The 19,305-nt window shown below is 69.2% G+C and carries 19 protein-coding genes; 18 read left to right on the plus strand and 1 reads right to left on the minus strand.

Annotated elements, in window-relative coordinates; all coding sequences use genetic code 11:
* The first annotated feature begins 101 nt into the window (after window positions 1-101).
* The 13 genes from CS1GBM4_RS06140 (at window position 102) to pyrH (ending at window position 13,829) form a co-directional block, all read left to right on the plus strand.
* Window positions 102-602, plus strand: a complete 501-nt coding sequence (locus CS1GBM4_RS06140) for a PAAR domain-containing protein (protein ID WP_186417814.1) — start codon at window positions 102-104, stop codon at window positions 600-602.
* 1 nt (window position 603) lies between these two features.
* Entirely contained in the window at window positions 604-1,422 is an 819-nt protein-coding gene (locus CS1GBM4_RS06145) for a hypothetical protein (protein WP_186417815.1), read from the plus strand.
* A gap of 45 nt (window positions 1,423-1,467) precedes the next feature.
* Window positions 1,468-3,099 carry a PAS-domain containing protein gene (locus CS1GBM4_RS06150; protein ID WP_186417816.1) on the plus strand — a complete coding sequence of 544 codons (1,632 nt, stop codon included), beginning with the start codon at window positions 1,468-1,470 and terminating at the stop codon, window positions 3,097-3,099.
* Window positions 3,100-3,613: 514 nt separating this feature from the next.
* Entirely contained in the window at window positions 3,614-7,081 is a 3,468-nt protein-coding gene (dnaE, locus tag CS1GBM4_RS06155) for a DNA polymerase III subunit alpha (RefSeq protein WP_186417817.1), read from the plus strand.
* A gap of 86 nt (window positions 7,082-7,167) precedes the next feature.
* A complete protein-coding gene (locus tag CS1GBM4_RS06160) occupies window positions 7,168-7,887 on the plus strand; it encodes an FkbM family methyltransferase (protein ID WP_186417818.1) in 720 nt (239 codons plus the stop codon).
* 10 nt (window positions 7,888-7,897) lie between these two features.
* Entirely contained in the window at window positions 7,898-8,524 is a 627-nt protein-coding gene (pncA, locus tag CS1GBM4_RS06165) for a bifunctional nicotinamidase/pyrazinamidase (RefSeq protein ID WP_186417819.1), read from the plus strand.
* Between the two features lie 3 nt (window positions 8,525-8,527).
* Window positions 8,528-9,223: a YafY family protein gene (locus tag CS1GBM4_RS06170; RefSeq protein ID WP_186417820.1), complete on the plus strand. Its 696-nt coding sequence runs from the start codon at window positions 8,528-8,530 to the stop codon at window positions 9,221-9,223.
* 70 nt (window positions 9,224-9,293) lie between these two features.
* Window positions 9,294-9,662, plus strand: a complete 369-nt coding sequence (locus CS1GBM4_RS06175; protein ID WP_186417821.1) for a VOC family protein — start codon at window positions 9,294-9,296, stop codon at window positions 9,660-9,662.
* Between the two features lie 141 nt (window positions 9,663-9,803).
* On the plus strand, window positions 9,804-10,205 hold the full coding sequence (locus tag CS1GBM4_RS06180) for a pore-forming ESAT-6 family protein (protein ID WP_186417822.1): 402 nt from the start codon (window positions 9,804-9,806) through the stop codon (window positions 10,203-10,205).
* Between the two features lie 109 nt (window positions 10,206-10,314).
* Window positions 10,315-10,626: an antibiotic biosynthesis monooxygenase gene (locus tag CS1GBM4_RS06185; RefSeq protein WP_186417823.1), complete on the plus strand. Its 312-nt coding sequence runs from the start codon at window positions 10,315-10,317 to the stop codon at window positions 10,624-10,626.
* A 160-nt stretch (window positions 10,627-10,786) separates the two neighbouring features.
* Window positions 10,787-11,797, plus strand: a complete 1,011-nt coding sequence (locus CS1GBM4_RS06190) for a 30S ribosomal protein S2 (protein ID WP_186417824.1) — start codon at window positions 10,787-10,789, stop codon at window positions 11,795-11,797.
* 281 nt (window positions 11,798-12,078) lie between these two features.
* The gene (gene tsf / locus CS1GBM4_RS06195; protein WP_186417825.1) at window positions 12,079-13,002 is read left to right on the plus strand and encodes a translation elongation factor Ts; all 924 of its coding nucleotides are present in this window, start codon (window positions 12,079-12,081) and stop codon (window positions 13,000-13,002) included.
* Between the two features lie 119 nt (window positions 13,003-13,121).
* Window positions 13,122-13,829 carry a UMP kinase gene (gene pyrH, locus CS1GBM4_RS06200; protein ID WP_186417826.1) on the plus strand — a complete coding sequence of 236 codons (708 nt, stop codon included), beginning with the start codon at window positions 13,122-13,124 and terminating at the stop codon, window positions 13,827-13,829.
* A gap of 13 nt (window positions 13,830-13,842) precedes the next feature.
* On the opposite strand, the gene CS1GBM4_RS06205 is transcribed toward pyrH, so the two are convergent.
* A complete protein-coding gene (locus tag CS1GBM4_RS06205; RefSeq protein ID WP_186417827.1) occupies window positions 13,843-14,256 on the minus strand; it encodes a VOC family protein in 414 nt (137 codons plus the stop codon).
* A 251-nt stretch (window positions 14,257-14,507) separates the two neighbouring features.
* On the opposite strand from CS1GBM4_RS06205, the gene frr reads away from it, so the two are divergent.
* From frr to rseP, 5 genes are read left to right on the plus strand one after another with little or no spacing between them, the layout of a single operon-like run.
* Complete coding sequence (gene frr / locus CS1GBM4_RS06210; protein WP_186417875.1) at window positions 14,508-15,071, plus strand: ribosome recycling factor; 564 nt, start codon at window positions 14,508-14,510, stop codon at window positions 15,069-15,071.
* A 59-nt stretch (window positions 15,072-15,130) separates the two neighbouring features.
* Window positions 15,131-15,892 carry an isoprenyl transferase gene (locus CS1GBM4_RS06215; RefSeq protein WP_186417828.1) on the plus strand — a complete coding sequence of 254 codons (762 nt, stop codon included), beginning with the start codon at window positions 15,131-15,133 and terminating at the stop codon, window positions 15,890-15,892.
* A complete protein-coding gene (locus tag CS1GBM4_RS06220; RefSeq protein ID WP_186417829.1) occupies window positions 15,889-16,707 on the plus strand; it encodes a phosphatidate cytidylyltransferase in 819 nt (272 codons plus the stop codon). The genes CS1GBM4_RS06215 and CS1GBM4_RS06220 overlap by 4 nt, the downstream gene beginning before the upstream one ends.
* Window positions 16,708-16,714: 7 nt before the next feature.
* Entirely contained in the window at window positions 16,715-17,896 is a 1,182-nt protein-coding gene (gene dxr / locus CS1GBM4_RS06225; RefSeq protein WP_186417830.1) for a 1-deoxy-D-xylulose-5-phosphate reductoisomerase, read from the plus strand.
* 22 nt (window positions 17,897-17,918) lie between these two features.
* A complete protein-coding gene (gene rseP / locus CS1GBM4_RS06230; RefSeq protein ID WP_186417831.1) occupies window positions 17,919-19,067 on the plus strand; it encodes an RIP metalloprotease RseP in 1,149 nt (382 codons plus the stop codon).
* Window positions 19,068-19,305 lie beyond the last annotated feature (238 nt).

Here is a 19,305-nt window from a genome sequence, read left to right on the forward strand (position 1 = left end):
TGCCGGCCACAAGACCCGGTTCACCGCGGCGAGCCCCTTCGTTTGACTTGCCCGGCCGGCCGGAGCGAAGCTCCGGGCCGAGCGATCCGTGAAGGTGTCCCATGCCGACTGGCCCCGCCGCGCGCATTCTCGATCCCGTCATCCATCCGCTGCCCGGCGTCCTGCAGCCGGGTCCCGGCAGCCCTAATGTGATCATCGGAGGCAAACTCGCCTGGCGCGGCGTCCCGGCCGCAGCCGCGGCGGCGATCCAGTCCGCCAAGGCGACGTCCGACGCGACGATCCAGGCCGCCGAGGCGGCGACGCTCGCGGCGGCGGGCACGCCCGGCGCTCCGGCGGCCAAGGCGGCGGAGGAGACGACCAAGGCCGCGGCGGCGGCCAGCATGGGCTCGATGATCTCCGGCGCCGCCGGCGGCGCCGACATCCATCTCTGCGCGACGCCGCTGCCGATCCCGCCGCACGGCCCCGGCGTGGTGGTCGACGGCTCGCAAACCGTTCTGATCAACGGGCTTCCGGCCTGCCGCATGGGCGACACGATCATCGAGGCGGTGGGGCCGCCGAACAAGATCGCCATGGGCGAGCCGACCGTGATCATCGGCGGCTGAAATGGGCCGCCGCCGCTCCCCCGACCGGGCCGTCTCGGCCCATGAGCGCTTCCGCCTGCTGCGGGTCCAGCGCTTCACCTCCGACACGCAGACGGCGCTCTGGCACGGCCGCTCGCGCAATGCGCGGGTCGCCAAGGTGCTGGGCTACATGGCGGCGATCCGGATGCCGGGCCGGCGCGGGCTGCCGCTGACGGCCAATCCGAACGTGACCTGCAAGGGCGCCGAGCAGCAGTTCTTCAGCGCCTCCGGCGACGACCAGGCCGCGCATCTGCTGCCGGGGCAGATCCTGATCGACAACGCCTATCCCTGGCTCTTCCTGCAGGGCGAGCCGGCGCGGCTCCTGCAGAACGAGTTCGCCTATGTCGAGCCGATCCACGCCAACTACAACGCCGCCGACCGGCTGGCCGAGCGCAACGGCATGGTCGACAGCTTCGCCGCGGCCTGCCGCGCCGTGCTGGTCGGCACGGGCGAGCCGGAGCGCGACGTCGCCGAGGCCTATCATCGCGTCTGGGTGCCGGGGGCCCTGGCGGCGATCGCCGCAGCCGAGCGCGAATTGCGTTCCGAGCCGTTGCCGCCGCCCCTGATCTACGGCGAAGGCCCGGACGACTACGGCATGATCCTCAACCTCGAGGACCGCAGCCAGGCGATGAGCGACGAGGAGACCTGGAACAATTTCGAGCAGCTCAGCATGCTCGACTACTATCGCGCCGCGTTCGACGAACCGCCTCGGGAGATCGAGCCGCGCGCCATCGCCACCATGCTGGCGGGCCTGGGAGCCGGGGCGTCGCCGCTGCCCGGCTCGGGCGAAACCGAGTCTTAGGGATTTCCGTGCAGCAGTGCGCCTCCTCAACCGGAGGTCGCTGACATGGTGCAGCGCCATATCCTCGAGCGCCTGCGGGCCGTCAGCCTGCGCCATCGGGTCTATGCCGGGAGCTGCGCCTTCTTCGCGGTGGTCTGCCTTCTGGTCACGGTGGCGATCATCTCCCTCCGGCAGCAGGCGGACTACCAGGACAAGCTCGGCCTGACGTCGCGCTCGGCCGCCGCGATCGAGCGGGCGAACGGTCTGATCTACGCCGTCGTGATGGAATCGCGCGGCATCTACATGTCGAGCGATCCGGCGGCGTCGGCGCGCTACGGCGAGAACCTGCTGCGGCGCAGTCGCGAGCTCGCCGATGTCGTCGAGGGCTGGGAGAGGATCGTCCGGAGCGACGACGCGGCGCTCTTCGCTGCCTTCAAGACCCGCATCGCGGACTTCATCCGGTTCCGGATCGAGCTGGTCCGGCGCGCCACCGCCTTCGGCCAGGCCGCCGGGCGCGAATGGGGCGACAACGAAGCCAACCGCACGACCAGGGCGGCCCTCAACGCCGATCTCGAGGCGCTCGGGCAGATCTATGCGCGGCGAGCCGACGAGATCGCCGCTCTGACCGAGCGCGCCTGGCTGGTGACTTGGCTGATCGTCCTGCTCGGCCTCCTCGCGCTCGGCCTCGCCGGCTATGTCAGCACGGTGATCCGCAGGTCGCTGATCGCGCCGCTGCACGAGATCACCGACACCGCCGACCGCATCGCGGCCGGCAGGGTCGTGGTCACCGTGCCGCACAGCGAGCGGCTCGACGAGGTGGGCAAGCTCGGCCGGGCGGTGCAGCAACTGCAGGACACGCTGGTCCGCAACCAGGAGCTGCGGCGGCTCGAACGGACGAGCTCGCGGCAGCGGGACAATCTCGAAATCCAGCTTCAGGAGAGCAAACGCCACCTGCTGGCGGCGATCAACAGCATGATGCCCGGGCTGATGATGCTCGATCTGGAGGGCAAGGTCGTCCTGATGAACCAGTCCTATCGGAAGATCTACCGGCTGCCGCCGGATCTGCCGCCGTCGAGCCTGACCATCCACGACCTGCTCAGGCTCCGGGCCGAGGCCGGCACATTCTCCGGCGACGTCGAGAGCTATGTCGAGAGCATCCTCTCGCGGATCGAGCAGGGCCGGCCCGCCGTCAAGCATGTCGAACTGAAGGACGGGCGCGTGATCCGCGTCGTCGAGCGCCCGATGAACGGCGGCACCGGCTGGGTCTCGACGCATGAGGACTTCACCGAGCAGCGGCACCTGCAGCGCTCGCTCGAGCGCACGGAGCAGCTGCTCGCCGCGATCGTCGAAGCCACCGACGAGGCGATCGTCGCCAAGGATGCGGTCACCCTCCGCTATGTCTTCGTCAATCGTGCGGCCGAAGCCCTGTTCGGCATCGCCCGCTCCGAGATGATCGGGCGGACGGCGCGCGATGTGTTCGATGCCGCGACCGCCGAATGGATCGAGCGCGAGGACCGCCGGATCCAGCAGGCCGACGCCGACACCACGATCGCGATGCGGACCGTCGAGACGCCGGGAAACGGCAGGCGGCGGATCGGGGTCAGGCGCCTGCCGGTGGCCGGCCAGGACGGCGAGCCGCGCATGCTGCTGTGCCTGATCGAAGACCGGACGGCGCAGGCGGCCCGCGTCGCCGGCTGAGCCGAAGCGCTCCGCCGCGCCGGCTCGATCGGCCGTCGACGGCCGTGGCGAGTTCTGTCCCGCGCGACGGCCGCGCCGGCGAGTCGGCGTTAACGCTTTCGCAGCGTCGGTAAATCCCCGTTAACCGCATGCCGCATCGACCGAGAGCCATCGGCTGCGCGATGTTGACGAGAACAAACAGGAAACTAAGATCATACACACAGAGAACATGGGAGATCGGACATGCTGATCGCACGCAAGCTGATGGCCGGAGCCGCCGAATTCCTCGCGCTCGCGCTCTTCGTCGGAATGATCTGGGTCTGGGCCGCGCTCGCCTCCGGGCCGCACGTCTGACCCCCCGCCCGGCGGCGAGCGGCGAGCCCTCGCCGGCATGTCCACAGCCTGACATGCAGGGCGGCTCGACCGGGACGGCATGGCGCGCAATAACCGCTTCGGAGCATGCTCCGGGATCAGGAATCGGCGCGCATCCGCCCGCTCGGCCTATCGGCTGACCGGGGACGCGCCGGAGGGCGCGATGACCGACCGCAAAGACGACAGGCTGGTTCAGGACGAGGTCGGCTTCGTCCATCTCCATGTCCATTCGAGCTACTCGCTGCTCGAGGGCGCGATCCAGGTCGGCACCCTCGCCAAGCTGGCGGCCGGCGACGGCCAGCCGGCCATGGCGCTGACCGATACCAACAATCTGTTCGGGGCGCTCGAATTCTCCGAGAAGCTGGCGAGCTCCGGCATCCAGCCGATCGCCGGGGTCCAGCTCTCGGTCGACTTCGCCGACGAGGATACGAGCGGGCGCAGGCCCGTGCAGAGCGTCACGCCGCATCTCGTGCTGCTGGCGACCAGCAAGGCCGGCTACGGCAACCTGATGAAGCTGGTGACGCAGGCCTGCCTCGCCGCCGGCGCCGGCAGCCCGGTCGCCGGGATCGACTACCTCGCCAGCCATCACGCCGATCTGATCGCGCTGACCGGGGGGGCCGGCGGACCGCTCGACCTCGTCCTGCGGGCGGGCCAGCCGGCGCAGGCCGAGGCGCGGCTGAGGCGCCTCGAGGCGATCTTCGGCGATCGGCTCTATGTCGAGATCCAGCGCCACGAGCGCGAGGACGGGCCCGCCGTCGAGGCCGGCCTGCTCAGGCTCGCCTATGACAACGACCTGCCGATCGTCGCCACCAACGAGCCGTTCTTCGGCAAGCCCGCCGATTTCGAGGCGCATGACGCGCTGCTCGCCGTGGCGGAGGGCAGGCTGCTCTCGGACGGCGAGCGCCGGCGGGTGACGCCGGCGCATTATTTCGCCGGCCGCGAGGAGATGAGGCGCCGCTTCGCCGATCTGCCGGAGGCGCTGGCCGCGACCGTCGAGATCGCCAGGCGCTGCTCCTGGCGCGTCGGCACGCGCAAGCCGATCCTGCCGCGCTTCGGCGAGGAGGGGCGCGACGAGGCGGAGGAGCTGGAAGTGCAGGCGCGGGCCGGCCTCGCGGCGCGGCTGGCGAAGCATGGGCCGGCGGACGGCTTCACCGTCGCGGACTACGACAAGAGGCTCGATTTCGAGCTGGGGATTATCACCCGGATGAAATTTCCGGGCTACTTCCTGATCGTCTCGGACTTCATCAAATGGGCCAAGGCGCACGACATCCCGGTCGGGCCGGGCCGCGGTTCGGGCGCCGGCTCGCTCGTCGCCTATGCCCTGACCATCACCGATGTCGATCCGCTGCGCTTCGGCCTGCTGTTCGAGCGCTTCCTCAATCCCGACCGCGTCTCGATGCCGGATTTCGACATCGACTTCTGCCAGTACCGGCGTGAAGAGGTGATCGACTACGTCAAGAACCGCTATGGCGAGGAGCGCGTCGCCCAAATCATCACTTTCGGCACCCTGCAGGCGCGCGGCGTGCTGCGCGATGTCGGCCGCGTGCTGGAGATGCCTTACGGCCAGGTCGACAAGCTGACCAAGCTGGTGCCGCAGAATCCGGCCAAGCCGATCACCCTGCCGGAGGCGATCGCCGGCGAGCCGAAGCTGCAGGAGGCCGCGGCCGAGGAGCCGGTCGTGGCCCGCCTGCTCGAAATCGCCCAGAAGCTCGAGGGTCTGCACCGCCACGCCTCGACCCACGCCGCCGGCGTGGTCATCGGCGACCGGCCGCTGGAGCAGCTCGTCGCGCTCTCGGTCGATCCGCGCACCGGGATGCGCGTCACCCAGTTCAACATGAAATGGGTCGAGCAGGCCGGGCTGGTGAAGTTCGACTTCCTCGGCCTGAAGACGCTGACGACGCTGACCATCGCCGTGCGCCTGATCGCGCAGCGCGGCATCGCGATCGATCTCGCGCAATTGCCCTTCGACGACCCCAAGACCTACGAGATGCTGGCGCGGGGCGAGACGGTCGGCGTCTTCCAGGTGGAATCGGTCGGCATGCGCAAGGCGCTGGTCGAGATGAAGGCCGACCGGATCGAGGACCTGATCGCGCTGGTCGCGCTCTACCGCCCCGGCCCGATGGACAACATCCCGACCTATTGCCGGCGCAAGCTCGGGTTGGAAGAGCCGACCTATCTCCATCCCGGCATGGAGCCGTTCCTGTCCGAGACCCACGGCATCATCGTCTACCAGGAACAGGTGATGCAGGTGGCGCAGGCGCTCTCGGGCTATTCGCTCGGCGAAGCGGACCTGCTGCGCCGCGCCATGGGCAAGAAGATCAAGGCCGAGATGGACGCCCAGCGCGACCGTTTCGTGAAGGGCGCGATCGAGGCGGGCCTGAAGAAGGAGCTGGCCTCCGAGATCTTCGACCTGCTGGCGAAGTTCGCCGATTACGGCTTCAACAAGAGCCATGCGGCGGCCTATGCCGTCGTCGCCTTCCAGACCGCCTATCTCAAGGCCAACTACCCGGTCGAGTTCATCGCCGCCTCGATGACGCTCGACATCGGCAACACCGACAAGCTCTCGGAATTCCGGCGCGAGGCCGAGCGGCTCGGCATCAAGGTCGAGCGGCCCTCGATCAACCGCTCGGGCGTCGATTTCGACGTCGCCGACGGGGCGATCCGCTATGCGCTCGGCGCGATCAAGGGGGTCGGCCGCGCCGCGGTGGAATCGATCGTCACGGCGCGCGCCAAGGACGGCCCGTTCCGCGACCTCGCCGATTTCGCCCGCCGGATCGACACGCGGCTGGTCAACCGGCGCACGATCGAGGCGCTGATCTGCGCCGGCACGCTCGACGAGATCGAGCCGGAGCGGGCCAGGGCGATGGCCGCGGTCGACGGCATGCTCGCGCTCTCGAACCGCGTTCGCGACGAGGCCGCAGCCGGGCAGCTCGACATGCTCGGCAGCGGCGGGAACGCCGAGGCCTTCCGCATCCCGCCTTTCGAGCCCTGGGCGCCGGCCGAGCGGCTGCAGCGCGAGCACGAGGCCGTCGGCTTCTTCCTCTCCGGCCACCCGCTCGACGATTACGAGCATGTGCTGAAGCGCCTGCGGGTGCAGAGCTATGCCGATTTCGCCCGCAATGTCCGCGCCAGCGGCACCTCGATCGCCAAGGTCGCCGCCTCGGTCATCGACAAGTCGGAGCGGCGGACCAAGTCCGGCAACAAGATGGGCATCGTGCAGCTCTCCGATCCGACCGGGCAGTTCGAGGCGATCCTGTTCTCGGAGGGCCTGCAGCGCTATCGCGACCTGCTGGAGCCCGGCGCCGCGCTGGTGCTCAGGCTCTCGGCGGTGCTGGATGGCGAGGAGGTCCGCCCGCGCATCGAGGACGTCGAGCGGCTCGATGACCTCGCCGGCCGGCAGAAGCAGGATCTCTGCATCTTCCTGCGCGACGACAAGGCGCTGCCCTCGATCGCCGAGCGGGTGAAGCCGCGCGAGGGCGTGCGCGCCGACGGCAAGGTTTCGCTGGTGATGATCCTCGACGACGGCGCCCAGGAGGTCGAGATCGAATTGCCGGGGCGCTATCCGGTCAACCAGCAGGTCGCCAACGCCGTGCGGGCCGCGCCGGGGGTGGTGAACGTCGAACTGCGCTGACGGAACTCGTCGGCGCCCGGCCTTGCGCTGCCGGTCGCCGAGGCATCAGAGTACCACCGCAGAGAACGACGATCTCCGGGGGGCCGATGAAGCAGTATGTCGCGCGCATTCCGATGAGTCTTGCCGTGCCCGAGGCGATGCACTGGGCGATCAAGGACGTGCTCGAAGGCGAATACGAAGCCGGCTTCGACGGTGTCGGCCTCGACATCCTCGATGTCGGCGCGAATGTCGGCTCCTTCGCGCTCTGGGCCACGGCGCGCTGGCCGGGCAGTACGGTGACCTCCTACGAGCCGCATCCCGGGACCTACGAGCTCCTGAAGCGCAACACCGACCGGCGCCGCGACATCGTCACGGTCAACGCCGCCCTGTTTCCGGGCGGACAGACGACGGCGACCTTCCTCAGCCGCTTCGCCGGCGACGGCGAGTCGGGGCTCGCCTCCTATGCCGGCGATACCTTCGTCGACGGCGCGATGGCCGAGCGCTACGAGGTCGCGGTGGTCGACCCGGCGAGCCTGCCCTCGGCGGATGTCGTCAAGATCGACATCGAGGGCGGGGAGGGCGACGTGCTCGACCATCTCGACCTGTCGAAGACCTCGCTGGTGCTGCTCGAGTACCAGAACCGCAAGAACCGCCTGCAGCTGGAAGCGCGCCTCGAGGCCGATTTCGAGCTGATCGACACGGTCGAGCACATCTGGGATCCGCTGCTCGAACAGCGCTGCTACCGGCCCGATCTCGCCGGCGACGTCTATGGCCGCCTCTTCGCCGCCCGCAAGGGCGTCACGCGGATGACGCGTGCCTCGAGGTGAGGGGAAAACCGTGATCGACGCCAGGACCGCGCTGATCGTCGTCGACGTCCAGAACGATTTCTGCCCCGGCGGCAGCCTTCCGGTCGCCGGCGGCGACGAGATCGTCGCGCTGGTCAACCAGCTCGGACGGCGCTTCGCCACAGTCGTCCTGACGCAGGACTGGCACCCGGCCGGGCATCTTTCCTTCGCCTCCAGCCATCCCGGCCGCGCCGCCTTCGAGGCGGTCGCCATGCCCTATGGCCCGCAGGTGCTCTGGCCGGACCATTGCGTGCAGGGCAGCGGGGGCGCCGCCTTCCATCCCGGCCTCGACCTCGCCATGGCGCAGGCGATCATCCGCAAGGGCTGCCGCCGCGAGGTCGACAGCTATTCCGGCTTCATCGAGGCCGATCGCGCCACGCCGACCGGGCTCGGCGGCCATCTCAGGGATCGTGGCGTCGGCCGTGTCGCCGTCGTCGGCCTCGCCACCGATTTCTGCGTCAGCTGGACGGCGCAGGACGCGGCACGGCTCGGCTTCGAGACCCTCGTCATCGAGGACGCCTGCCGCGCCATCGATCTCGACGGCTCCCTCGAGCGGGCCTGGGCGGAGATGACGGCGCTCGGCGTGGGGCGGGTACGCCTCGCCGATCTGAGCGGCTGAGCGATGTCACGCTCCGAGCGACTGCTCGACCTCGTCCAGGTGCTGCGCCGGCATCGCCGGCCGGTCAGCGGCCGCAGGCTGGCCGAGGAAACCGGCGTCAGCATCCGCACGCTCTATCGCGACATCGCGACCCTGCAGGGGCAGGGCGCACCGATCGAGGGCGAACCCGGGCTCGGCTATGTGCTGAAGCCCGGCTTCATGCTGCCGCCCCTGATGTTCGACGAGGACGAGATCGAGGCGCTGGTGCTCGGCTCGCGCTGGGTCGCCGGTCGTGCCGACGACCGGCTCGCCGGCGCAGCGCGCAACGCCATGGCCAAGATCGTCGCCGTGCTGCCGGCCGATCTGCGCGACAAGGCCGATGCCTCGGCGCTGTTGGTCGGGCCCGGCGCCAGGATCGTCGCCACATCCAGCGTCGATCTCGGCCTGATCCGCAAGGCGATCCGCTCGGAGCGCAAGCTGGTGCTCAGCTATCAGGACGGCAAGGCGGCCGCGACGCAGCGGCTGGTCTGGCCGTTCGCGCTCGGCTTTTTCGACCATGTCCGCGTCGTCGTCGCCTGGTGCGAATTGCGCAACGATTTCCGGCATTTCCGCGCCGACCGCATCGCGCAGGCCGAGCTGGTCGACATCCGCTATCCGCGGCGGCGCCAGGCGCTGCTGAAGCATTGGCGCGAGCGCGAAGGAATTCCGCAGCCGCCTTGAGATACACTGCCGGAAATTGGCAGCATCTGCAGCGATCATGCGCGGGTCCTCAAGACCGGAGAACGACCCGATGCTCGACGCCAATTTCATCATTCTCTATGTCGACAGCCCAGAGGCCAGCGCCCGCTTCTATGCCGATCTGATCGGACAGGCGCCGCTCGAGGCATCGCCGACCTTCGCCATGTTCGCGCTGCCGTCGGGCGTCAGGCTCGGCCTTTGGTCGCGCCATACCGTCGAACCTGGCGCGCAGGCGGCCGGCGGCGGCGAGATCGCCATGGTGGTCGGCAGCGGCGAGGCGGTCGATGCGACGCATGCCGACTGGCAGCGGCGCGGCCTTGCCATCCTGCAGGCGCCGACCGATCTCGATTTCGGCCGCACCTTCGTCGCGATCGATCCTGACGGTCATCGCCTGCGCGTCTTCCACCCGTTCGAAGGCTAGATGCTCTGCCGGCCGCGGCGCGGACCTGGTCGCGATCGCGCCCGGGCCGATCTGGTTGCCGCGGATGTGTCGCGAGGCTATGCCGGCAGCGGGGTCCCGGGGCGTGCATCTTCGGACGCATTCAACTCGAGAAAGATTATCATGCTGCTTTCCTTCAAGCGTTTCAGCGCGCTCGCCGCCTTTGCGGTCCTGTCCTGCGGCCCGGCTTTCGCCCAGAGCCAGGCCGACCAGCTCGCAACCGCCTATCAGGCTGGCCGCAACCAGCTCGGCCTCCTGAGCTACTGTGCCGAGAAGGGCCATGTCGGGCCCGAGATCGTCGAGATCCAGCGCAAGGTCCTGGCGCTGATTCCGGTGCCGGCCGAGAAGAGGGCGAGCGAAGCGGGCGACGCCGCGGAAACCGCCGGCAAGAAGGGTACGATCGCGATGATGGGCGTGACCCAGGATCTCGAGACCGTCTCCAAGGCGCAGGGCGGCACGGTCGCGACCTATTGCAAGCAGATCGGCGAGGTCCTGCAGAAGGCCGCGACCTCTCTGCCGAAATGAGATCCGCGCGGGCCGTTCCTTCCAGATTCCGGCGGGACGGGCCTTGACCTCAACCATGGTTGAGCTCCTACAGGTCCCGGCTCCTGCACAGGCAACGAAGGAGCCGGGCATGCCCGATCGGCTGGTCGTCAACATCAGCGTCATCACGCCGAAGCGCGAGCGCTTCGAGGAGTTCATGGCGCTGCAGCTCGCCCAGCACCATGCCCTGCGCGGCAAGGTCGAGGGGCTGATCGGCGGGCGGCTGTTCCGTTCGCGCGAGGATCGCGACGTCGTCCTCGTGACGATGTTCGAATCCGAAGAGGCGGCGTTGCGCTTTTCCCGCGACGAGCGCTTCACCAGCCATCTGGCGCGCGTGCGCCCCTTACTCGAACGCGCCGTGCCGGGGGTCTATGAGGTCGCCTACGAGGCCGGCGCGCTCTGAGGCGGGGCGTTTGCGCCTTGCATTCTCGCGCCATGGCGTGTAAGGCGCGCCCTATTCCACATGGGGAGCATCACCTCGACACCGAGGCGTTCCGGTGACCGGCCAGTGCATGGCGGGCTCATTCGCTCCCCAGAGGCTCAACCGGAAGGACAAGAACACCATGGCTCTGCCTGATTTCTCCATGCGTCAGCTGCTCGAGGCCGGCGCCCATTTCGGCCACCAGGCGCATCGCTGGAACCCGAAGATGTCGCCGTACATCTACGGGACCCGCAACAACATCCACATCCTCGACCTGTCGCAGTCGGTGCCGATGCTGTCGCGCGCCCTGCAGGCGGTCAGCGACACCGTCGCCCGCGGCGGCCGCGTCCTCTTCGTCGGCACCAAGCGCCAGGCGCAGGACGCCATCGCCGACGCCGCCAAGCGCTCGGCCCAGTACTATGTCAACTCCCGCTGGCTCGGCGGCATGCTGACCAACTGGAAGACCATCTCGGCCTCGATCCAGCGCCTGCGCAAGGTCGACGAGCTGCTCTCCGGCGGCGGCACCGGCCTGACCAAGAAGGAGCGCCTGATGCTGGCGCGCGAGCGCGACAAGCTCGAGAAGGCGCTCGGTGGCATCAAGGACATGGGCGGCACGCCGGACATGATCTTCGTGATCGACACCAACAAGGAACAGCTGGCGATCAAGGAGGCTCAGCGCCTCGGCATCCCGGTCGCCGCGATCGTCGATTCGAACTCGGATCCGGACGGCATCACCTTCCCGGTCCCGGCCAATGACGACGCCGGCCGCGCCATCCAGCTCTATTGCGACCTGATCGCCCGCTCGGCCATCGACGGCATTTCCCGCGCCTCGGGCGATGCCGGCATCGATCTCGGCGCCGCCGAGACCCCGGTCGTCGAGACCGCGCTCGCCGAGCCGGTCGCCGCCGAGGGGCAGGCCCAGGCCTTCGAGCTGCTGACCGCGCCGCGCGGCGCGCCGGACGACTTCATGAAGCTCTCGGGCATGGGCCCGGAGACGGTGCAGAAGCTCAACGACGGCGGCATCTTCCATTTCTGGCAGCTCGCCGCGATGAGCCCGGACGAGGTGACCAAGGTCGATCACGACCTGAAGCTCGCCGGCCGCATCGAGCGCGAGGGCTGGGTCGCCCAGGCGCGCGATCTCGCCGAGGCCTGATCTTTCGACGCATTGCGGCGCGTCATCGGCGCGTCGCACTTGGATACCTGATTGAAGCCGAGCAACGCCGATGACCGGAAACGGGCGTCGGCGTTCGCCAATCGAGGCTTCCGCTTCTCGACATGCCGGCACGCTCACGGGCGGGGCCGCAGGAGCGGGATGCGAAACGTGGGAACCGGTTCTTCGTCCGGATCCCGCCCGATATTTTGGAATCGATCATGATGGTTTCGGATCGAGCCGATCCAAGACCATCATGATCCTGAACAGCAAGGACGACGCAAATGGCTGCGATCACCGCCGGCATGGTGAAGGAACTCCGCGACAAGACCGGCGCGGGCATGATGGACTGCAAGGCCGCGCTCTCGGCCACCGACGGCAACATGGAAGCCGCCGTCGACTGGCTGCGCGCCAAGGGCCTGTCGAAGGCCGCCAAGAAGGCCGGCCGCGTCGCCGCCGAGGGCCTCGTCGCCGTCGCCGTGCGTGACGGCCGCGGCGTCGCGGTCGAGGTCAATTCCGAGACCGACTTCGTCGCCCGCAACCTCGAATTCCAGGCGCTCGCCCGCACCATCGCCGATGTCGCGCTCGAGCGCGGCGGCGATGTCGAGGCGCTGGCCGCCCACCACTATCCGGGCGGCGGCACCGTCGCGGAGGCGATCTCGAACGCGATCGCCACCATCGGCGAGAACATGACGCTGCGCCGCGTCGCCCAGGTCTCGGTCCAGTCCGGCCTGGTCGGCTCCTATGTCCATGGCGCGATCGCCGACGGGCTCGGCAAGATCGGCGTGATCGTCGGCCTGGAGACCAGCGGCAAGGGCGACGAGCTCGCGACGCTCGGCCGCCAGCTCGCCATGCACATCGCGGCGACCAACCCGGTGGCGCTCGATCTCGCCTCGGTCGATCCGGCGGTGCTGGAGCGCGAGAAGGCGATCCTGGCCGAGAAGAACGCCGGCAAGCCGGAGCATGTGCTCGCCAAGATCGTCGAGAGCGGCCTGAAGAGCTACGCCAAGGAATATTGCCTGCTCGACCAGGCCTATATCCACGAGGGCTCCAAGTCGGTCGCGCAGGTGCTGAAGGAGGCCGAGGGCAAGGTCGGCGGCCCGGTCAAGCTCACGGGCTTCGCCCGCTTCGCGCTCGGCGAGGGCATCGAGAAGGAAGAGACCGACTTCGCCGCCGAGGTCGCGGCGGCCGGCGGCACGACCGGCTGACAAGCCCGTTGATAGGACACAGAAAGGCCGCGCCTTGCGCGGCCTTTTTTGTAAGTAGGAAGGGCCGGCCTGCCGAATCGGAGGGCCGGACGATATGGCGCGAGCAGTGGAGAGCCCCGATGAGACCTAAACGCGTTCTCGTGAAGCTCTCCGGCGAAGCCCTTGCCGGGCCTCAGGGAAACGGCCTCGACGGCGCGACGCTGACCGCGCTGGCCGCCGACATCGCCCATGCCTCGCGCGAGGGCGTCGAGATCGGCATCGTCGTCGGCGGCGGCAATTTCTTCCGCGGCGTGCAGGGCCTCAACAAGGGGCTCGACCGGACGACGGCCGATTCGATCGGCATGCTCGGCACGGTGATGAACGCGCTCGCCCTCGAACATGCGATCGAGGCGGCCGGCGCGCCGGCCCGCGCCATGTCGGCGGTGCCGATGCCCTCGCTCTGCGAGAGCTATGCCCGCAAGCGCGCGCTCGACCATCTCAGCCATGGCAAGGTGGTCATCCTCGGCGGCGGCACCGGCAATCCCTATTTCACCACAGACACGGGCGCGGCGCTGCGCGCGGCCGAGCTCGGCTGCAGCCATCTGCTCAAGGCGACGCAGGTCGACGGGGTCTATACGGCCGATCCGAAGAAGGATCCGAGCGCGACCCGCTATGACAGGCTGACCCACGAGGACGCGATCAGGCGCGACCTCAAGGTGATGGACACCGCCGCCTTCGCCCTGGCGCGCGATGCCAGCCTGACCATCGTGGTCTTCTCGATCGCGGAAACGGGCGCGCTTGCGGCCGTGCTGCGCGGCGAGGGCAGGGCGACCTATGTCACGCCCTGAGTGCTGACCGGCATCAGAAATTCGGCCAGAGGCCGGGCGTCGCCAGTTCGAGCAGGTGGCCGTCCGGATCGCGGAAATAGAGGCTGACGCCGCCGCGATTCCAGCTCATCCGTCCCTCCACCGGGATGCCGTGCTGCGCCAGCCGCTCCTCCCAGGCGGGCAGCTCGGCCGCATCGACGGCGAAGGCGACGTGCAGCGGACCCGCACCGTCATGCGGCGGGATGCTGCCGGTCTCCGAGAGCTGTGTCTCCAGCGAGGCGCCGCGCAGGAAGAGCAGCAGGACATTGCGGCCGCCGACATCGTAGGCGACGAGCGTCCTGGTCCTGAGCATCGGCGCGAGGCCGAGCTTCGTCTCGTAGAAGGCCGCGGCCCGGTCGAGATCGTCGACATAGAGCGCGGTTTCGAGGATGCGGTTCAGGCGGGGCATCGGTCACTCCTCGGCGACAGCGGCCCGGCCGGCGCCGGCCCGCGGCTCCTATCTGGGGCGCATCGGGGCGGACGGCCAGCCCGGCGGCGAGCCTGCCTGCCATGCAGCGGGGACGGCGGCCGATTTCCCTTGCGGACCGGCCGGGGAAAATGCTGTTGAAGCAGAAATCCTTGACCCTGGGGCGGGCGCTCGCCATGGTCGCGCGCAATTCCGGCTCCGGTCCGACCGGTTTCGACAAGGTTTTGAAGACGATGGCCCAAACCACTTTCGATCTCGCCGATCTGAACCGCCGCATGGACGGCGCCGTGCAATCGTTCAAGAGCGACCTGGCCTCGCTTCGCACCGGCCGGGCCTCGGCCAATGTGCTCGACCCGATCCAGGTCGAGGCCTATGGCGCCCGCACGCCGCTCAACCAGCTGGCGACCGTCAGCGTTCCCGAGCCGCGCCTGCTCTCGGTCCAGGTCTGGGACCGCAGCATGGTCCAGGCGGTGGAGAAGGCGATCCGCGAATCCGATCTCGGCCTCAACCCGCAGACCGAGGGACAGGTGCTGCGCATCCGCATCCCCGAGCTGAACGAGCAGCGCCGCAAGGAGATGGTCAAGGTCGCGCACAAATATGCGGAGGAGGCCAAGATCGCGATCCGCCATGTCCGCCGCGACGGCATCGACCTGATCAAGAAGCTCGAGAAGGACGGGCACATGCCCAAGGACGACGTCGCCAAGCAGACCGATCTGGTCCAGAAGGCGACGGACAAGCATGTCGGCGAGGTCGACCAGGCGCTCGCCGCCAAGGAAAAGGAAATCCTGCACGTCTGAGGTTCCGGTCGGCAGGCCATCATGATGAACGGGGCTGCGGTCCCGGAGAGGCAGTTCGTATGTCAGACGGCCCGCGCCCGGCAGCGCCCGATCCGGCTCCCGCCCATGTCGCGATCATCATGGACGGCAATGGCCGCTGGGCGCAGATGCGCGGCCTGCCGCGGCAGGAAGGGCACCGGCGCGGGCTCGAGGCGCTGCGGCGCACGGTCCGCAATGCCGCCGATCTCGGCATCCGGGTCCTGACGCTCTATTCCTTCTCGACCGAGAACTGGCGGCGGCCGATGGCCGAGGTCTCGTTCCTGATGGGGCTGCTGCGCCGCTTCGTCGAGAATGATCTCGCCGAGCTGAACGCGTCCGGCGTGCGCGTGCGCATCATCGGCAATCGCGAGGATCTCGCTGCGGACCTGCGCGCGCTGGTCGAGCGGGCCGAAGCGATGACGCAGGGCAATACCGGTCTCACCCTGGTCGTCGCCTTCAATTACGGCTCGCGCGACGAGCTCATCCGCGTGACGCGCCGGCTCGCGCGGGAGGCCGCCGCCGGCCGGATCGCTCCGGAGGCGATCGACGAGGAAATGCTGTCCTCGCATCTCGACACCGGCTCGCTGCCGGATCCCGACCTGGTGATCCGCACCTCGGGCGAGACCCGCATCTCGAATTTCCTGCTCTGGCAGGCCGCCTATGCCGAGTTCGTGTTCACGCCGGTGCTCTGGCCCGATTTCGACCGCAAGGCGCTCGAGGACGCCCTGGCCGAATTCCACCGCCGCGACCGCCGCTATGGCGGCGTCGGCCAGCCGGCCGAAGCCAAGGTGGGGGTCGCGTGAATGAGGGCGGCGCCGGAGCGGGCGCGTCCGAGCTGCGGCTGAGGGTCGTCTCGGCCCTGGTGCTCGCCACGGTCGTCCTCGGTGCGACCCTGCTCGGCGGCTGGCCCTTCCGCCTGCTCTGGACTGCCGTCGCCGGCGTCGTCGCCTATGAATGGCTCGCCATCGTCAGCCGCAAGAACGCCGCCGCCGGCGGAATCGGCGTCGGCCTCGCCGGGCTCGTGCTCGCCCTGCTGCCGCTGAGCGATGTCGCGCTCGCGGGCGTCGCGGCGCTCGCCGGCCTGGTCGGCGCGCTCGCGATGCCGCGGACAACCAACCAGCGCGGGCTCGAGGCCTGCGGCGTCGCCTATGCGCTGTGCTTCGCGCTGGTGACGCCGGCGCTGCGCGACACGCCCGGGATCGGGCTGGCGCTGATCATCTGGACCTTCGCGGTGGTCTGGCTCACCGACATCGCCGCCTATTTCACCGGCCGGGCGCTCGGCGGGCCCAAGCTGCTGCCGCGCATCAGCCCGAAGAAGACCTGGTCGGGCGCGCTCGGCGGCGCCGCGGCCGGGACCTTGTGCGGCACCGCCGTCTGGGCCTGGTTCTTCCCGCAGCTGCCCGCCGGGCTCGGGCCCGTGCTGGCGCTGTCCCTGGCGGCCTCGGCCGCGAGCCAGGCCGGCGACCTGTTCGAATCGTCGATCAAGCGGCGCTTCGGCACCAAGGATTCGAGCCATCTGATTCCCGGTCATGGCGGCTTCCTCGACCGGCTCGACGGCTACTGGGCCGTGCTGGTCTTCGCCGGCCTGCTGCTTTATCTGGCGCGGCTGGGATCCTGAGCCGCCCATGCGCCGCACCGTCACCATTCTGGGAGCCACCGGCTCCATCGGCCGCTCGACACGCGCGGTGATCGCCGAGAATCCGGAGCGGCTGCAGGTCGCCGCGCTCGTCGCCGGGCGGGATGCGGCCGGGCTGGCGCGGGTCGCGCGCGAGACCGGCGCATGCTTCGCCGCGATCGCGGACGAGGCGCAGCGCGAGGACCTCGCCGCCGCGCTCGCCGGCAGCGGCATCCGCCACGGCGCCGGCCGGGAGGCGGTGCTCGAGGCGGCGACGCTCGACAGCGACATCGTGGTCAGCGCCATCTCCGGGGCGGCCGGACTCGAGGCGACCTTCGCCGCGCTGAGACGCGGGCGGGTCGTCGCGCTCGCCAACAAGGAGAGCCTGGTCTGCGCCGGGGCCGCGGTGATGGCGCGGGCGCTGGAGGCGGGCGTGCGCGTCCTGCCGCTCGATTCCGAGCACAATGCCCTGTTCCAGGTGCTCGGCGCCGAGCCGGTCTCGGCGATCCGCAGCATGACCCTGACCGCCTCGGGCGGTCCGTTCCGAACCTGGCCGGCCGAGCGGATCGCCAGCGCCACGCCGGAGCAGGCGCTGGCCCATCCGAACTACGCGATGGGCGCCAAGATCACGATCGATTCGGCCAGCATGATGAACAAGGGGCTCGAGCTGATCGAGGCCGCCTTCCTGTTCGGGCTGGGCCCCGAGCAGCTCGACGTCCTGGTCCATCCACAGCAGATCGTGCACGGCCTCGTCACCTTCCGGGACGGATCGGTCAGCGCCGGGATGGCGGTGCCGGACATGCGCGTGGCTGCCGCCCACTGCCTCGGCATCGACGGCCGGCTCGACGCGCCGGCGAACCGTTTCCTCGATCTCGTCGGCGCAGGTCCGCTCGCCTTCGAGCGGCCGGACCTCGCCCGGTTCCCGGCGCTGGGCCTGGCCATCGCCGCGCTGGCCGAAGGCGGCGCCGCGCCGGCGGTGCTGAATGCCGCCAACGAAGTGGCGGTCGAAGCCTTCCTGGCTCGACGGATCGGATTCTCGGCGATTCCCGCGCTGGTCGAGGCGGTTTCAGCGCAGGCGGCGAGCGCGCCGCTGCCGGCGCCCGCCGACGTGGCGGAGGCGCTCGCCATTGACCACGATGCGAGAAGGCGGGCCCGCATGCTCTTGTCGCAGGGGCGCTTCACTGTCACTTAGTGACTGAAGTCGGGAGAGTTTTATGGACATCGTCGGATCGGCCTGGCACGCGGCGAGCTTCCTGCCGGGCTATCTGCTGCCCTTCCTGTTCGTGCTGACGCTCGTCGTCTTCGTGCACGAGCTCGGCCATTTCCTGGTCGGGCGCTGGTGCGGCGTCGATGTGAAGACGTTCTCGATCGGCTTCGGCCGCGAGCTGTTCGGCTTCAACGACCGGCACGGCACGCGCTGGCGTTTCGCGATGATTCCGCTCGGCGGCTACGTGAAGTTCTCGGGCGACGCGGATGCGGCCGGCACGCCCGATGGCGACGCGCTCGTCGGCATGAGCCGGGAGGAGCGCGAGCGCTCGTTCCCGGCCCAGTCGATCGGCAAGCGGGCGGCCATCGTCGCCGCCGGCCCGATCGCGAACTTCCTGCTCGCCATCGTGATCTTCGGCGCGACGGCCTATTTCCTCGGCAAGCCGACGCTGGCGCCGCGCGTCGACAGCGTCACGGTGGGCGGAGCGGCGGCGCGCGCCGGGCTGCAATCTGGCGATCTCGTCCGCATGGTCGACGGTCGCGAGATCAAGAGCTTCAGCGACCTGCAGCGGGCGATCTCGATCCGTCCCGGCGAGACCGTCCCGGTGACGGTCGAGCGGGCCGGCCAGACGCTCGTCCTGCCGGTGACGCCGGATCTGGTCGAGACCTCGTCGCCGCTCGGCAAGCAGCGGCTCGGCATCATCGGCGTGCAGGCCTCGGCCAAGCCCGAAGACTGGACGACGCAGCATTTCAGCCTCGGCCAGTCGGTCGTGCTCGGCATGAGCGAGACCTGGTTCGTGGTCGAGCGGACCTATGACTACATCGCCAAGCTGATCAAAGGTAAGGAATCGACCGACCAGCTCTCCGGGCCGATCCGCATCGCCCAGGTCTCCGGCATGGTCGCGTCGAGCGGCGGCCTGCTCGCGCTGATCAACCTGGCGGCGCTGCTGTCGGTGTCGATCGGGCTGATGAACCTGTTCCCGGTGCCGATGCTCGACGGCGGCCACCTGCTGTTCTATGCGATCGAGGCGCTGCGCGGAAAACCGTTAAGCGAACGCGCGCAGGAGATCGGTTTCCGGGTCGGGCTGGGCCTGGTGCTGATGCTGATGCTGTTCGTGACCTGGAACGACCTGGTGCATGTCCGCTCGCTGCTGTGATGCCGCGCCGGCCGCTGCAAGCAAGCTTGCACCAGGCTGACAAGTTCCGCCGCTAAAGCTGCCCCACGGCTGCGGATTGTGGCTTTTTGTGGCTCTTGTCGCCAGTTCGCGCCGGCTTTCCGGCCGGTGCGCGTGACCTCCGGGCAACGACCGCCGCAAAAATCTTTTGTTAACGACAATGGCGGTTTGCACCCTGCGGGAAACTTTGTAGAAGCGATTGGTCTTTCAATGTCGCCGA

This window comes from Allobosea sp. CS1GBMeth4, from assembly GCF_900185715.1.
In the GTDB taxonomy this organism is placed as follows: Bacteria; Pseudomonadota; Alphaproteobacteria; order Rhizobiales; family Beijerinckiaceae; genus Allobosea.